Origin of the sequence: Mesorhizobium sp. M0243 (genome assembly GCF_040321775.1) — a bacterium.
GTDB lineage: Bacteria > Pseudomonadota > Alphaproteobacteria > Rhizobiales > Rhizobiaceae > Mesorhizobium.
Window position 1 is genome coordinate 128,508 of record NZ_JAMYSF010000004.1, and the last position, 14,436, is coordinate 142,943.

A 14,436-nucleotide genomic window follows, 5' to 3' on the forward strand; every position below is an offset into this window, starting at 1 on the left:
CCATGGCTGGATCAACAGGCGCCATCTCAGAGGTCGGCTACGTGCTCAAGCGGCTCCGGCCGACCATGCCGGCCTTCGACACGCTGAAGGAAGAGAGCCGGCTGGAAGGCTACTGGATGCTGGTGCGCCTGGCGGATGGCTGGGCAAGTGGCCGCAACAAGTTCCTGAAACGGGGCGAGGCGCTGTACGGAGCCTGGGATGGAAGGGAACTCGCCGGCGTGTGCGGGTTGAACATAGATCCCTATTTCGAGGCCAGGGACCACGGCCGGGTCCGGCACCTGTTCGTCAGTGCGCGGCACCGTCGCGCCGGCCTTGGCCGGATGCTGGTCGAGACCGTTATCGACAGGGCACGTCACCATTTCGCCGTGCTGAACACCCGCGCGCCGCAAGAAGCCTTCGGTTTCTACGAACGGCTTGGCTTTCAGCGCGTGGAAGGCGAAGAATTCGTCACACACCGCATGGTCTTCGGGAAAGGAAGCTGAAATGTCCTTGCGTCCGCCATCTCATCTAGCCGGCGCCTCGTCCGCGGAAGCCGCCTTCGACGCGCTCGGCCATGAAATATTGGCGGAAAAGGCGGCAGCACTTGGCCGCGCCGGCCAGCGGGTAGAGGAAACGTTGGCCAGGCTGCGCGACAATGCCGACGAGCAACTGCGCCCCCGGCTGCTCAAGGATGCCGCCGAGGCGGTGCATGGCTATTTCATCCAGCGCGAGCTGTGCGGCTTGCGCAAGCACGATACCGTCATTCGTGAATACAACATCCCGAAAGCGGTGCTGGCCAGGCTCGGCGCGAAATAACTCTCTTTTGTTGGACCATGATCTTATTCCGAAAACCGGTTCCCACTTTTCGGGATCATGGTCTACTCAAGCCATTCGGTGATGAAGCTGCCATTCTCGTGGATGTCGGTCGTCTCCAGCGGGCCTGGGCCGAGATTGGTGAATTTGTGCGGCGTATTGGGCGGCACGATCAGGATCTGGCCGGCGGATGCCTCGATCTCCTGGTCGCCGACGGTGAACAGGCCGGTGCCCTGGCGAATGATGAAGATCTCAGCGTAGGGATGTGTATGCAGGCGGGGCCGCCTCCGACGCCAGGCAGATAGTTGAAGATCAGGCAGGAGAGCCGTAGGCGCCACATTGCAATTCGCCCTTCCAATGGTCGGAACGAACAGACCAGGTGTCGCGGTCTATGATTTGTGCCCTGGCTATCTAGCCCTTCGCGGGTATCCAGGGATTGAAAAGCTTCACCCCGGTGCCCTCAAAATCCTTGGTATTGCGTGTCACGACTGTCAAATTATTGACAAGCGCGCTGGCGGCAATGAGAGCATCGCGTTCCGGCTTAGGGTCAGGAACGTGGAGGTTTGCGCAACGCACGACAACGGCCGTGTCTATGCTCAGTATCCGGTCGTCGAACTGTGGAATTAGTATTTGATCCAACCACTCACGGTACATGGCGGCCTGGCGGGTGTCCTTCCTCGACAACAACAGTGTTCCGATTTCGAGTTCCAGGATCGAAATCACCGACATGAAAAAGCTGGCGACGTCGTGGGTCTCAGACCAGGCTAAAACGTTGCGATCGGCCTTGTCCCGACGACGCAGATTCGAAACGACATTGGTGTCGAGAATAAACATCAGTCGAGATCGGGAATCTTGAAAAACGGTCCTTCCAGGCGAGGTGGTTCCCAGTCGAAGTCTGCTTCGGGGCGATCGTCGGCAATCGCGTCCGCGAGGCTTCTCGGCTTCTTCTCCAACCGCTCGTATTCCTCCATCGAAATCAGCACATGGGAAGGCTTGCCGCGATCGGTGATGATAACCGGTCCGTTCCTGGCAGCCCGCTTCGCAAGCGCCGTGTCCTGGTTGAATTCACGGCTCGACATGATGGTGATCGTCTTCGTTGAGATGTTCATTTCAGCACCTCCGTCGAGTAGATGTAGACATATTGCTACATTTAGCCAAGCACGTCAAATTCATCGCTGTGCGGAACGCCCGCGACAATCTGCCCTTGTGCCTTCACCCGTCTGGACAAAAACGGGCTTCACGCATAAACCGAAGTCCAAATGCCGGAGGAATTCGCAAGCCTGTTCGCCATGCGCTGTCGGGTTGGCGTAATTGAGCGGGGAACAAGGCTCAGCCACCGGCACGGAAGAGGCGAAAGGATCAGGCACCCGTGAGCGCAACCGACACCCAGGATCCCAACCGTCGTGATTTTCTCTACGTCGCCACCGGCATGGCCGCAGTGGTCGGCGCGGGTGCTTTCGCGTGGCCGTTCATCGACCAGATGCGCCCCGATGCCTCGACGCTGGCGCTCGCTTCCGTCGAAGTCGACGTCGCCTCACTGACGCCGGGCATGTCGCTGATCGTCAAGTGGCGCGGCAAGCCGGTCGTGGTCCGCAACCGCACCGAACAGGAAATGAAGGACGGCGAGGCTGTCAATCTCGCCGATCTCAAGGATCCGATCGCCCGCAACGCCAATCTGCCGTCCGATGCGCCGGCGACCGACGCCAATCGCACCACGCCCGGCAAGGAGGCCTGGATGGTGATGGTTCAGGTCTGCACGCATCTCGGCTGCATTCCGCTTGGCCAGGAAGGCGATTTCGGCGGCTGGTTCTGCCCGTGCCACGGTTCGCAATACGATACGGCCGGCCGCATCCGCAAAGGCCCGGCGCCTGAGAACATGGCGGTTCCGGTATTCAAGTTCATTTCCGATACCAAGATCCTTATCGGTTGAGGCAGGGGATATTTCGATGAGCGAGGGACACTCGACCTATACGCCCAAAACCGGTCTCGGACGCTGGTTCGACGCCCGCATGCCGCTGCCGCGGCTGGTCTATGACAGCTTCGTTGCCTATCCGGTGCCGCGCAACCTCAACTATGCGTGGACCTTTGGCGGCATCCTTTCGATCATGCTGGTGGCGCAGATCCTGACCGGCATCGTGCTGGCCATGCATTACACGGCTGACACCAATCTGGCCTTCGGCTCGGTCGAGAAGATCATGCGCGACGTGAATTCCGGCTGGCTGCTGCGCTACATGCATTCGAACGGCGCCTCGTTCTTCTTCGTCGCCGTCTACATCCACATCTTCCGTGGCCTCTATTACGGCTCCTACAAGGCGCCGCGCGAACTGCTCTGGATCCTCGGCTGCATCATCTATCTCCTGATGATGGCGACCGGTTTCATGGGCTACGTGCTGCCATGGGGCCAGATGAGCTTCTGGGGCGCCACCGTCATCACCGGCTTCTTCAGCGCCATTCCGCTGGTCGGCGACTGGATTCAGCAGCTGCTGCTCGGCGGCTTTGCCGTCGACAACCCGACGCTGAACCGTTTCTTTGCGCTGCACTATCTGTTGCCGTTCATGATTGCCGGCGTCGTCGTTTTGCACATCTGGGCGCTGCATGTCGTGGGCCAGTCGAACCCGACGGGTATCGAGGTCAAGTCGAAGACCGACACTGTCGCCTTCACCCCCTACGCGACCATCAAGGACGCGTTCGGCATGATCGTGTTCCTGTTCTTCTTCGCTTATTTCGTCTTCTACCTGCCGAACTATCTCGGCCATCCCGACAACTACATCGTCGCCAACCCGCTGAAGACGCCGGCCCACATCGTGCCCGAATGGTACTTCCTGCCGTTCTACGCGATCCTGCGCGCCATCACCTTCAATGTCGGGCCGATCAACTCCAAGCTCGGCGGCGTGCTGTGCATGTTCGGCGCCATCGTCATGTTGTTCCTGGTGCCGTGGCTCGACACTTCGAAGGTACGCTCGGCCGTTTACCGGCCCTGGTACAAGCTGTTCTTCTGGTTGTTCGTGGCCGATGCCATCCTGCTTGGCTGGCTGGGCTCGCAGCCGGCCGAAGGCAGCTATGTGTTCATGGCGCAGATGGCGACATTGTTCTACTTCGCCTTCTTCCTGATCGCGCTGCCGGTGCTCGGCCTGATCGAGACGCCGCGACGGCTGCCGAACTCGATCACCGAGGCGGTGCTCGAGAAGAACAAGGGCGGCAGCGGACATCCGGCGGGCGCTACGGCGGCTCCGGAAACCAAAGGCTGAGCGGGTAGAGAATCTAAGGGGATTTGGCATGAAAAAGATTCTCACCTCGCTGGCGCTGATCGGCCTCGTGGCGGTCGCCGCTGGGGCCGCGGGCACTCGGGCGATCGCCGCCGAAGAGGCACACAATGTGGCCAATCCGACGCATTTCCCGATCGACGAGCCAAAGGAAATGGACTGGAGTTTCACCGGCCCATTCGGCACTTACGACAAGGCGCAGTTGCAGCGCGGCCTCAAGGTCTACAAGGAAGTCTGCTCGGCCTGCCATTCGATGAACCTGGTGGCGTTCCGCACGCTGTCGGACCTCGGCTATTCCGATGCGCAGATCAAGACGCTGTCGGCCGAGTACACAATCCATGACGGCCCCAACGATGCCGGCGACATGTTCGACCGTCCCGGCAAGCCGTCCGACCATTTCCCGCCGCCCTTCGCCAATGAGGAAGCGGCTGCTGCTTCCAATGGCGGCGCTGCCCCGCCCGACATGTCGCTGCTGGCCAAGGCGCGCGGCGTCGAGCGCGGCTTTCCGCAATTCGTCTTCGACATCTTCACACAATACGATGCCGGCGGTCCCGACTATATCCACTCGCTGCTGACCGGCTACGACCAGACGCCGCCGGCCGGCATGGTGATCCCGGAAGGCACCCACTACAATCCGTACTTCATGTCCGGCGTGTCGCTGAAAATGCCCAAGCCGCTCTCCGACGGCCAGGTGACCTATGATGACGGTGCGCCGCAGACCGTCGACCAGTATTCCCGCGACGTCTCCGCCTTCCTGGCGTGGGCGGCCGAGCCGCATATGGAAGACCGCAAGAAGACCGGTTTTCGCGTTCTGGTGTTCCTGCTTTTGTTCGGCGCGCTGGTCTATCTCACCAAGCGCAAGGTGTGGGAAGGCGTGGCCCACTAGGCCACACAATCAAGTGATCGCGAAGGGCGCCGAGAGGCGCCCTTTTGCATTTCCGGAGGCTGGTCATGTCACATGGCCGTCATCGCATCCGGCGATCCTGTGCTGCTCTCATCAAAGGATCGCATTTATGAAAAGATACGCATCGCTCGCGGCAGGCCTGTTGCTGCTCATCCTCGGCTCGGCAGCGCAAGCGGAAGACGCCCAGCCCTTCGTCACCAACAAGGACGTCGACCTGACGATGATCCTGCCGCCGCCGCCGGCAAACGATTCGGCGCAGACCAAGGCCGAACTCGGCGAGGTGCTGACGCTGCAGGTGACGCGCACCCCGGAGATGGTCGCCAGCGCGGTGGCCGATGCCGAGGAGAATGTCTGGCGCTTTGCCGACGTCATGGGGCCGAAATTCAACAAGGAAACGCTGCCGAAATTCAGCGCTTTCTTCGATCGCGTGGTGGCTACCGAAGGGGCTGTCGTCGACCCGGCCAAGGATGTCTGGAAGCGCCCGCGCCCGCATCAGCTCAGCGATCTCGTCAAGCCGGCGGTCAAGCTGTCGAGCTCCGGTTCCTGGCCGTCCGGCCATGCCACCGTCGGCACGATGATGGGCATCATCCTGTCCGACATGGTCCCGGAAAAGCGCGCCGAGATCATGGCGCGTGCGGCCGAATACGCCCACAACCGCGAGGTCGGCGGCATCCACTATGCGTCCGACGTCGAGATGGGCAAGATTTCCGGCAGCGTTATTGCCGCGGTCCTGCTCAACCGGGACGACTTCAAGGCTGAATATGAAGTGGCCAGAGCCGAGCTTCGTTCCGATCTCGGCATGTAATCTTTGTCGGCCGGGTCAGACGGGAAGGGGCGCTTCAGGCGCTCCTTTTCCGTCTGCACCAGTGCTCAAGCGAAAGTTCGGCAATTAGTCCGTTGGCATGGCGGCATCAGGTTGATATTCGACGCATCGAACGGTGGCGAGAAGCTCGTCCCGCCATGGCCTTTGGAATTCGATGATGCGGCTCAGCGACTGTCACAACTTTTCCGATTTCCGGCGGATGGCACAGCAGCGGCTGCCCGGGCCGATCTTCAATTACATCGACGGCGCGGCCGACGATGAGGTCACTTATCGCCGCAACACCGAAAGCTTCGAGACCTGCGACCTTGTTCCCAACGTGCTGCGCGGAGTGAGCGAGGTCGACATGTCGGTGACGGTCATGGGCCAGAAGCTGGCGATGCCGTTCTATTGCTCGCCGACCGCCTTGCAGCGCCTGTTCCACCATCAGGGTGAGCGCGCGGTCGCCAGGGCCGCCGCCAAATACGGCACCATGTTCGGCGTCTCCTCGCTTGGCACCGTCAGCCTCGAGGAGGCGCGCGGCATCAGCAGCAGCCCACAGGTCTACCAGTTCTATTTCCACCGGGATCGCGGCCTCAACCGGGCGATGATGCAGCGCGCAAAGGCGGTCGGCGTCGAGGTGATGATGCTGACCGTCGACAGCATCACCGGGGGAAACCGCGAGCGCGACAAACGCACCGGCTTTGCCATTCCCTTCAAGCTCAATCTCGCCGGAATGGCACAGTTCGCGCTCAAGCCGGCCTGGGCGATCAACTATTTCACCCATGAGGGGTTCAAGCTGCCGCAGCTCGACGAGCATGTCGACATGGGCGGCGGCACGATGTCGATCAGCCGCTACTTCACCGAGATGCTAGACCCGTCGATGACGTGGGACGACGTGGCCGAGATGGTCAAGCTTTGGTCGGGTCCGTTCTGCCTCAAGGGCGTCATGTCGGTGGAGGATGCAAGACGCGCCGTCGACATCGGCTGCAGCGGCATCGTGCTGTCGAACCATGGCGGGCGGCAGCTGGATGGCTCGCGGGCGGCGTTCGATCAGCTTGCCGAGATCGTCGACGCCGTTGGCGACAGGATCGACGTCATCATGGATGGCGGCGTGCAGCGCGGCACGCATGTGCTGAAAGCGCTGTCGCTGGGTGCCAAGGCCGTCGGCGTCGGACGCTACTATCTGTTCCCGCTCGCGGCGGCGGGCCAGCCCGGCGTCGAACGGGCGCTTGAGCAGATGCGGGTCGAGATCGAACGCGGCATGAAGCTGATGGGCTGCAGTTCGATCGAACAATTGTCGCGCAAGAACCTCCGTTTCAGGTAATCTCGACCCATGAAATCCTCCCTCGAAGACACATTGCTCGCCGCGATCCGCACCATTCCGGATTATCCCAAGCCCGGCATCCTGTTTCGCGACATCACCACGCTGCTCGGCAATGCGCGCGCCTTCCGCCGCGCCATCGACGAACTGGTGCATCCCTATGCCGGCCAGAAGATCGACAAGATCGCCGGCATCGAGGCACGCGGGTTCATCCTTGGCGGCGCCGTCGCCCATCAGCTCTCGGCCGGCTTCGTGCCGATCCGCAAGAAAGGCAAGCTGCCCTACGAGACGGTGCGCGTCGCCTATAGCCTGGAATATGGGCTGGACGAGATGGAGATGCACAAGGACGGCGTTGCTCCGGGCGAGAAGGTGATCCTTGTCGACGATCTGATCGCCACCGGCGGCACCGCGGAGGCGGCGGTCAAACTTCTGCGCCAGATCGGCGCCGACATCCTCGCTGCCTGTTTTGTCATCGACCTGCCGGACCTCGGCGGCCGCGCCAAGCTCGAAGCCCTCGGTGTGCCGGTCAGAACGCTGATAGGGTTCGAAGGACATTGAGGAGTGCTCTCCCTTCTCCTACAAGAAGGGAGAGGGAAAGTGGCGTTACTCGGCCTTCACCAGAACGGCGCTTTCGAACTCGAGCACCTTGTCGCCGGTGGAATCGAAAGCTTCCGAACGCAGCGCCAGCAGCCGCCAGCCGGGGCGTGAGGCGATTGGGCGGTGCGACAGCGCGGTGCGCGTGAAGGTGATGGTTTGCCCGGCATAGACCGGCTTCAGCCATTTCAGGTTCTTGAAGCCGGGCGAGGGACCGAATTCCGGCACTGGACCGGGACCGCTCCACGCAGCGATCTCGGCGTCCATACGGTTTTCCAGATTGAGTTTCATCCAGGTCGCGGCCGTGTGCCAGCCGGACGCGCAGAGGCCGCCGAGCACACTTTTCTTCGCGGCCTCCTCGTCGATATGGAAGATTTGCGGGTCGTACTTACGGGCGAAGGCCTTGATCGCCTCGGGCTCGAATGAGTGCGAGCCGAGCGTGACGGTGGTGCCGATACGGAAGAACTCGTCCAGTGTCATGCTTGGCTCCCCGCGGCATCGCGCGTGAGGAACATGACGGAGTTCTCGAGCTCGAAGACGCTTTCGCCACGCTGGTTGAACAGTTCGCTGCGCATGGTGACGAAGCCGAGTTGCGGCTTCGATTTCGACAGGCGCTTGGCAATAACCATCAGGGTGCCGGTCAGTTGGTCGCCGGCCAGGACCGGCTTCTTCCATTTGACCTGATCGACTCCGGGCGCGCCCTGGCAGGTCGAGTCCAGCAGGAAGGCATCGCACAGCATGCGCATGAACATTGCGCAGGTGTGCCAGCCCGACGCTGCCAGCCCGCCGAGGATGCTGGCCTTGCCGGCTTCCTCGTCGAGATGCATCGGCTGCGGGTCGAATTCTCCGGCGAATTCGACGATCTCGGCGGCACTCACGAGCTTCGAGCCGAGGTCGATCGATGCGCCCTCGACGAAGTCCTCATAGGCCCATGTTTTTATCTCTGCAGTCATGGTCTGGAATCCGGCTTGTCGACCCAAGATCCCCAGGATCGGGGTTTCCGGATGCAGGCCGGCGTTCATTTGGTCAAGCGATTTTTACTGCGCCAGCCTGTGGCCGCCGATCGACAGGGCCACTCAGAGCCAGCCGCGGCGGCGAGATCAGGCTGTCGCGGATCGAGGAGGCAATGTCCTCCTTGCGGCCGATGGCTTTCAGCAACTCCTGGAAATCACGGTTGCGCTTGGAAACCTTGGTCGACCGCGCCTCGAAGATATCGCGCGAGATCGCCTCGATGTCGCGGCCGGCGCGTTCCAGAATGTCGGCGAGACGGTCGACGATCGCCTCCAGCAAGCCGATCAGGATGGTGTCGCCGCTGGTGCAGCCGGTCGCCACCTTCTCGGCGCGCTGCGGAAAGGTCTTGAAGGCCTTCGGCTCGTGGTAGCGCACCGTGATCAGCCTTGTGCCGGCGAGCACGAAGGTGACCGGCGACATCAAGGGATCGTCGACCTCGGTCTGGGCGGGCAGGGTGGCGGTCATGAAGTAGGCGCCGTCCTCGACATAGAGGCGGCTCGAAATCTCGATCTCCTCCATCTCCTCGCGCGTCGGAATGGCAACGCCGAGCCAGCTCTCGATCGTCGCTTCCTCTTCCTTTGTCGGGTTGAACAGGTCCGCCCAGACGATGGTCTCGCTGTTTGCCAGGAGATCGTCGACGACGCGCAGGCGGTCATTGTCCACGACGAAGGCCTTGATCATCGCCTGATATCCCTTGCTGGGGCCAAAGGGTGCGTTCGGATTGACGCGTCGTGTTGGATTGCACGAGACGGACACTTTCGCCGAAAGCGCCGACCGCGTGCCCCAGCCGATTAGACCCGTGATGTGACAAGGTCAAGGCAGGCCATGCCGCCCGCAAAACAGGTCAACGGCAAGTGCTGTCAACGATGCAGAGAGATAGCGGACGGCACATTGCCGCCCGCCATCTTAGGATACGTCTACCGGGAGTTTGGCAGGATCTGGTGCAGCACGATGGCCCAGACGGCGCCGAAGGCGATCGATGAGCCGAGGATGTACTGCACGAGGTCGGGGAGCGTCTTGACGAAATCCGGCGGCGCCAGCGTGGCAAACAGCGCCATCAGGATCGGCAGACCGATGACCAGCATGTTGCGCTCGGTCAGGGGTGTACCGCGCACGACGCGGAAACCGTTCATGGCGATGACGACGCAGAGGACGCCGAAAACGCCGCCGATGACAGGCCCCGGTATCGAGGCGATGACCGCCGAAAGCTTGCCGATCAGCCCGAACAGCACCAGGAAGATGCCGGCGGCGGCAAAGGCGGCGCGGCTGGCAATGCCGGTGATGGCAATGATGCCGGCATTGGACGAATAGCCGGTCACCGGGGTGCTGCACAGCAGCGCGCTGACCAGGCAGCCGAGGCCTTCACCTGTCGCGCCCTTGTCGAGCTGCTCGTCCGACAGCGGCTTGTCGATGACGGCGCCGACGGCGAACCAGGTGCCGGTGGTTTCGGCGAGAACGACGATATAGACGATCAGCATCGTCAGTGTCGCCGACAGCGAGAACGTCACGTCGAGATTGAGGAAGGCGATTCGCGGCATGGAAAACCATGTCGCGTCCGCAACGCCCGCCATGTTCAACTGGCCCATGAAGGCGGCGGCCACGCTGCCTGCCACCAGGGCGATGATCACGGACAGCAGGCGCAGCCAGGCGCCCTTCGCGCCAAGTGCCATGCCGGTCAGCATGCAGCCGACGAGGAAGGCAGCGGCGATAAAAGCGAGGACGATGTTGCCGCCGACCGTGGCGGTGCCGTGGACCGCGAACACGCTCTCCTTGAGCGCCACCGGCATCAAGGCGACGCCGACGACGATGATGATCGCACCGCCGACGATGGGCGGTACGAAGCGGTTGACGAGGCGATGGAAGATTCTTGTCGGCGAACCGAGCAGGATGACCAGTATGGCGCCCGGAATGAGCGCTCCGACCACGGCGGAGAGACCGCCAACGCCGCCGCCTGCTCCGAAGGCGATGGCCAGCACCGCGCCGATCGGGACGAAGGACGGCCCCTGGACGACCGGCAGCCGCATCAAAAGCTGCGACTGGATCAGTGTGGCAATGCCTGCGGCCACGAATGCGGACTGGATAAAGGCGCCGGCATCGCCGACGCTGAAGGCGAGCACCGATGCGATGATAAACGGCACGATGTAGACGTCCATCGCCAGTACATGCTGGAGGCCGAGCAGCGCTGCCTTGCCCCATGGCAGCGGATCGTCCGGTTGGGCAATCAATGTGATCTCTGACGCAACGCGTTCCATGTACCGTTCCCCTTCTGACCCCTCTGGAAATTCCCGCTCGATCATGGGATCAGTCGGTGCCGAAGGACAGCGGCCACAACATTTGCCAACTGTTTTTTTGTAGGCCAAGCAGACCGTTAGCCAAACCGGAGCCGCAATGACGAGAGAACCCTTCACGCTGCTCGGCACCGCCTTCCACACGCCCCAACGCGGCAGGCTGGAGGTGCTGAAGGACCATCTGTTCAGCGTCGATGCACAGGGGCGCATCGCGGAAATGCTGGCGCCGGATCATCGCGAGTACGAGGTCAGGCAGAACGCTGCCCGCCTGGCGGGCACGCTTGTTGAGCTTGCCAATGGCCAATTCCTGCTGCCCGGTCTCATCGACCTGCATATCCATGCGCCGCAATGGCCGCAGATGGGCAAGGCGCTGGATGTGCCGCTCGAAGTCTGGCTGCAGAAATACACCTTTCCGCTCGAAGCCCGCTATGCGGATGTCGATTATGCCCGCGAGGTCTATGCCGATCTGGTCGATAACCTGCTGGCCAACGGAACCACCACGGCGCTCTATTTCGCCACGGTCCATGTTGACGCGAGCCTGGCGCTTGCCGAGACCTGTCTTGAGAAGGGTCAACGCGCGCTCGTCGGCAAGGTGGTAATGGACGATCCAGAGCAGTGTCCACCTTTCTACCGCGATGCCGATGCGGCAAGCGCGGTATCGGACACCAGACGGTTCATCGAGGCGGTCAAGTCGCTGGATCCGCGCGACAGGCCGCTCGTCCAGCCGGCGATCACACCGCGCTTCATCCCAAGCTGCACGGATGCGGCGCTGCAAGGACTCGGCGAGCTGGCAACCGAATTCGGCTGCCACGTGCAGACGCATTGCTCGGAGAGCGACTGGGCAAAGCAGTTCGTCGAGACGCGCTTCGGCCGCACCGATGCGGCAAGCCTTGATGGTTTCGGCCTGCTCACCCGGCATACGATCCTGGCGCATTCGAATTTCATCGATGAGCAGGATATGGACCTCATAGAGGAGAGGGGCGCGGCTGTTGCCCATTGCCCGCTGTCCAATTTCTATTTCGCCAATGCCGCATTTCCGCTGCGCGCAGCACTTGACCGGCACATGCACGTCGGGCTCGGAACCGACATTTCCGGAGGCTACAGCCCGTCACTGTTCGATGGCTGCCGACATGCATTGTCAGCGTCGAGGACGCTGCAAAGCGGTGTGCATGCCGGCCTGCCGCCGGAGCAACGCGGTGCGCCCGGCGAACCCATCACGCACCAGGAGGCGTTCTGGCTGGCGACCGCCGGCGGTGCGGAAGCACTTGATCTGCCGACGGGCAATTTTCGCGTCGGCTATGAGTTTGACGCGCTGCTGATCGACACCAGCGCCAGGGCATCGAACATCCACATCGGCATGGCCGACGATACGCTTGAGGAGATATTCCAGAAGATCGTGCTCAACGCAGCGCGGGCCAACATCGCCACGGTCTGGGTGAGTGGCCGGAGGGTAGTTGGGCAATAGCTGGTTTTCCCGGGCTAGCCGGAGAGGGCGCTGATCACGCCGCCACGGCGGCGTGACATCCGTCACATCAGGTGTTGAACTTGAACAACAGCACGTCCCCGTCCTGGACGACATATTCCTTGCCTTCGTCGCGCGCCTTGCCGGCTTCTTTGGCCGCCACTTCGCCGCCCAGTGTGACGAAGTCGTTGTAGGAGATGGTCTGGGCGCGGATGAAGCCGCGCTCGAAATCGGTGTGGATGACACCGGCGGCCTGTGGCGCCTTGTCGCCCTTATGGATGGTCCAGGCGCGCGTCTCCTTCGGCCCGGCGGTGAAATAGGTGATGAGATGCAACAGGTCGTAGCCGGCGCGGATGACCTTGTTCAGGCCGGGTTCGTCGAGGCCCAGCGACGACAGGAATTCCATTTCTTCCTCGTCGGAGAGCTGGGCGACTTCCGCCTCGATCGCCGCCGAGATCACCACGGTGCCGGCGCCTTGGGCGGTGGCCATGTTTTCCACGGCACTGGTGTGCTCGTTGCCGGTGGCGGCGTCGGCCTCGGCGACATTGCAGACATAGAGCACGGGATGCGAGGTCAGAAGGTTCAAGCCCTGCAGGATGCGCAAATCTTCGGGCGAAATACCCTTGAGCAGAATGCGGGTCGGCTTGCCGGCCTGCAGCAGTTCGAGCGCTGCCTCCATCAGCGGCAGCACGGTCGTCGCTTCCTTGTCCTTGCTGCCGGCGCGCTTGCGGAATTGCACGATGCGGCGTTCGAGGCTGTCGAGGTCGGCGAGCATCAGCTCGGTCTCGACCGTCTCGGCATCGGCGACGGGGTCGATGCGGCCCTCGACATGGGTGATGTCGTCATCCTCGAAGCAGCGCAGCACATGCACGATGGCGTCGACCTCACGGATGTTGGCGAGAAACTGGTTGCCCAGCCCTTCGCCCTTCGAGGCACCGCGCACCAGACCGGCAATGTCGACGAAGGATATGCGGGTCGGGATGATCTCCTTCGACTTGGCGATCGCGGCGATCTTCTGCAGGCGCGGATCTGGCACCGCCACCTCGCCGGTGTTCGGTTCGATGGTGCAGAATGGATAGTTGGCGGCTTGCGCCGCAGCCGTTCTGGTCAACGCGTTGAAAAGCGTCGACTTGCCGACGTTGGGCAAGCCAACGATGCCGCATTTGAAACCCATTTTTGTTCGGTCCTATCGGGAAAATAGAAATTTGATCAGGGCTATGGGCGATAGGGGTGATCAACGTCAAGCCCTTCGGTCCCCTTGATGCTCAGTCCTTGCCGCCGAACAGCTTCTTCAGCATGGCGGCCATTGGACCGCTTTCCGGCAGCTTGGCTGGCACCTGCTGCGGCCGTGCCTGGCGGACGTGACTTTGCTGCTTCTGCGCCGGCTGCTTCGGTGCCGGCTTTTCCGGTTGCGAGCCGGCCTTGCCCTGGACGGCGAGGCTGGTCTTGTTCATGAAGCCGGACTCGTCGCCCTTGGCGATCATGGCGGCGTTGTCGGCGATCGCGTCGAGCAGCGGTTCGAGCCATTCGCGGTCGGCCTTGTCGAAATCGCCGAGCACATGGTGCTGGACCATTTCCTTGACGCCGGGATGGCCGACGCCGATGCGTACGCGGCGATAGGCGTTGCCGACATGGCCGTCGATCGAGCGAATGCCGTTATGGCCGCCGGCACCGCCGCCAGTCTTTATGCGCAGCTTGCCTTCGGCAAGGTCGATCTCGTCATAGAAGACGGTGAGCGCGGAAAGCTCGAGCTTGTAGAAGCGCAGTGCTTCGCCGACCGACTGGCCGGACAGGTTCATGAAGGTCTGCGGCTTGATCAGGACGATTTTTTCGCCGCCGAGCGTGCCTTCAGAAATCAGGCCCTGGAATTTCTTCGTCCAGGGCGAAAAGGAATGGCGGCGGGCGATTGCGTCCGCCGCCATGAAACCGACATTGTGGCGGTTGCTGGCGTATTTCGCGCCCGGATTGCCGAGGCCTGCAAAGACAAGCATCGTCTGCT

16 protein-coding genes and 2 pseudogenes are annotated in these 14,436 nt (G+C 62.1%); 9 read left to right on the forward strand and 9 right to left on the reverse strand.

Annotated elements, in window-relative coordinates; all coding sequences use genetic code 11:
• Window positions 1-2: 2 nt before the first annotated feature.
• Both NKJ11_RS06665 and NKJ11_RS06670 read left to right on the forward strand, forming a co-directional pair.
• Window positions 3-482, forward strand: a complete 480-nt coding sequence (locus tag NKJ11_RS06665) for a GNAT family N-acetyltransferase (protein ID WP_352610486.1) — start codon at window positions 3-5, stop codon at window positions 480-482.
• A 1-nt stretch (window position 483) separates the two neighbouring features.
• The gene (locus NKJ11_RS06670) at window positions 484-795 is read left to right on the forward strand and encodes a DUF6665 family protein (RefSeq protein WP_023809841.1); all 312 of its coding nucleotides are present in this window, start codon (window positions 484-486) and stop codon (window positions 793-795) included.
• 62 nt (window positions 796-857) lie between these two features.
• Here NKJ11_RS06670 and NKJ11_RS06675 read toward each other — a convergent pair.
• The 3 genes and pseudogenes from NKJ11_RS06675 to NKJ11_RS06685 form a co-directional block, all read right to left on the reverse strand.
• Window positions 858-1,203: pseudogene (locus tag NKJ11_RS06675) on the reverse strand (cupin domain-containing protein).
• The gene (locus NKJ11_RS06680) at window positions 1,204-1,626 is read right to left on the reverse strand and encodes a type II toxin-antitoxin system VapC family toxin (protein ID WP_023809840.1); all 423 of its coding nucleotides are present in this window, start codon (window positions 1,624-1,626) and stop codon (window positions 1,204-1,206) included.
• Window positions 1,626-1,901, reverse strand: coding sequence for a type II toxin-antitoxin system Phd/YefM family antitoxin (locus NKJ11_RS06685; RefSeq protein WP_031212730.1), 276 nt, complete (start codon window positions 1,899-1,901; stop codon window positions 1,626-1,628). Before NKJ11_RS06685 ends, NKJ11_RS06680 begins: the two co-directional genes overlap by 1 nt.
• 260 nt (window positions 1,902-2,161) lie before the next feature.
• Here NKJ11_RS06685 and petA point away from each other — a divergent pair, with 260 nt between their 5' ends.
• The 6 genes from petA (at window position 2,162) to NKJ11_RS06715 (ending at window position 7,640) form a co-directional block, all read left to right on the forward strand.
• Window positions 2,162-2,722: a ubiquinol-cytochrome c reductase iron-sulfur subunit gene (gene petA / locus NKJ11_RS06690; protein ID WP_023809838.1), complete on the forward strand. Its 561-nt coding sequence runs from the start codon at window positions 2,162-2,164 to the stop codon at window positions 2,720-2,722.
• A gap of 16 nt (window positions 2,723-2,738) precedes the next feature.
• Entirely contained in the window at window positions 2,739-4,040 is a 1,302-nt protein-coding gene (locus NKJ11_RS06695; protein ID WP_013529985.1) for a cytochrome b, read from the forward strand.
• 28 nt (window positions 4,041-4,068) lie between these two features.
• The gene (locus NKJ11_RS06700; protein ID WP_023809837.1) at window positions 4,069-4,941 is read left to right on the forward strand and encodes a cytochrome c1; all 873 of its coding nucleotides are present in this window, start codon (window positions 4,069-4,071) and stop codon (window positions 4,939-4,941) included.
• Window positions 4,942-5,068: 127 nt separating this feature from the next.
• On the forward strand, window positions 5,069-5,764 hold the full coding sequence (locus NKJ11_RS06705) for an acid phosphatase (RefSeq protein ID WP_023809836.1): 696 nt from the start codon (window positions 5,069-5,071) through the stop codon (window positions 5,762-5,764).
• A gap of 175 nt (window positions 5,765-5,939) precedes the next feature.
• Complete coding sequence (locus NKJ11_RS06710; RefSeq protein WP_128303835.1) at window positions 5,940-7,085, forward strand: alpha-hydroxy acid oxidase; 1,146 nt, start codon at window positions 5,940-5,942, stop codon at window positions 7,083-7,085.
• A 9-nt stretch (window positions 7,086-7,094) separates the two neighbouring features.
• Window positions 7,095-7,640, forward strand: coding sequence for an adenine phosphoribosyltransferase (locus tag NKJ11_RS06715; protein WP_013529989.1), 546 nt, complete (start codon window positions 7,095-7,097; stop codon window positions 7,638-7,640).
• A 45-nt stretch (window positions 7,641-7,685) separates the two neighbouring features.
• Here NKJ11_RS06715 and NKJ11_RS06720 read toward each other — a convergent pair whose 3' ends face one another.
• From NKJ11_RS06720 to NKJ11_RS06735, 4 genes and pseudogenes are all read right to left on the reverse strand, one after another.
• The gene (locus tag NKJ11_RS06720) at window positions 7,686-8,156 is read right to left on the reverse strand and encodes a MaoC family dehydratase (RefSeq protein ID WP_023809834.1); all 471 of its coding nucleotides are present in this window, start codon (window positions 8,154-8,156) and stop codon (window positions 7,686-7,688) included.
• Entirely contained in the window at window positions 8,153-8,629 is a 477-nt protein-coding gene (locus NKJ11_RS06725; RefSeq protein WP_352610485.1) for a MaoC family dehydratase, read from the reverse strand. Before NKJ11_RS06725 ends, NKJ11_RS06720 begins: the two co-directional genes overlap by 4 nt.
• 127 nt (window positions 8,630-8,756) lie before the next feature.
• Window positions 8,757-9,368: pseudogene (locus NKJ11_RS06730) on the reverse strand (CorA family divalent cation transporter); the annotation flags it as partial.
• 236 nt (window positions 9,369-9,604) lie between these two features.
• Window positions 9,605-10,939: a uracil-xanthine permease family protein gene (locus NKJ11_RS06735; protein WP_023809831.1), complete on the reverse strand. Its 1,335-nt coding sequence runs from the start codon at window positions 10,937-10,939 to the stop codon at window positions 9,605-9,607.
• A 136-nt stretch (window positions 10,940-11,075) separates the two neighbouring features.
• On the opposite strand from NKJ11_RS06735, the gene guaD reads away from it, so the two are divergent.
• Window positions 11,076-12,440, forward strand: a complete 1,365-nt coding sequence (guaD, locus tag NKJ11_RS06740; protein ID WP_023809830.1) for a guanine deaminase — start codon at window positions 11,076-11,078, stop codon at window positions 12,438-12,440.
• A gap of 67 nt (window positions 12,441-12,507) precedes the next feature.
• On the opposite strand, the gene ychF is transcribed toward guaD, so the two are convergent.
• Both ychF and pth read right to left on the reverse strand, forming a co-directional pair.
• Entirely contained in the window at window positions 12,508-13,611 is a 1,104-nt protein-coding gene (ychF, locus tag NKJ11_RS06745; protein ID WP_023809829.1) for a redox-regulated ATPase YchF, read from the reverse strand.
• A 91-nt stretch (window positions 13,612-13,702) separates the two neighbouring features.
• Entirely contained in the window at window positions 13,703-14,428 is a 726-nt protein-coding gene (pth, locus tag NKJ11_RS06750) for an aminoacyl-tRNA hydrolase (protein ID WP_352553450.1), read from the reverse strand.
• Window positions 14,429-14,436: the final 8 nt, after the last annotated feature.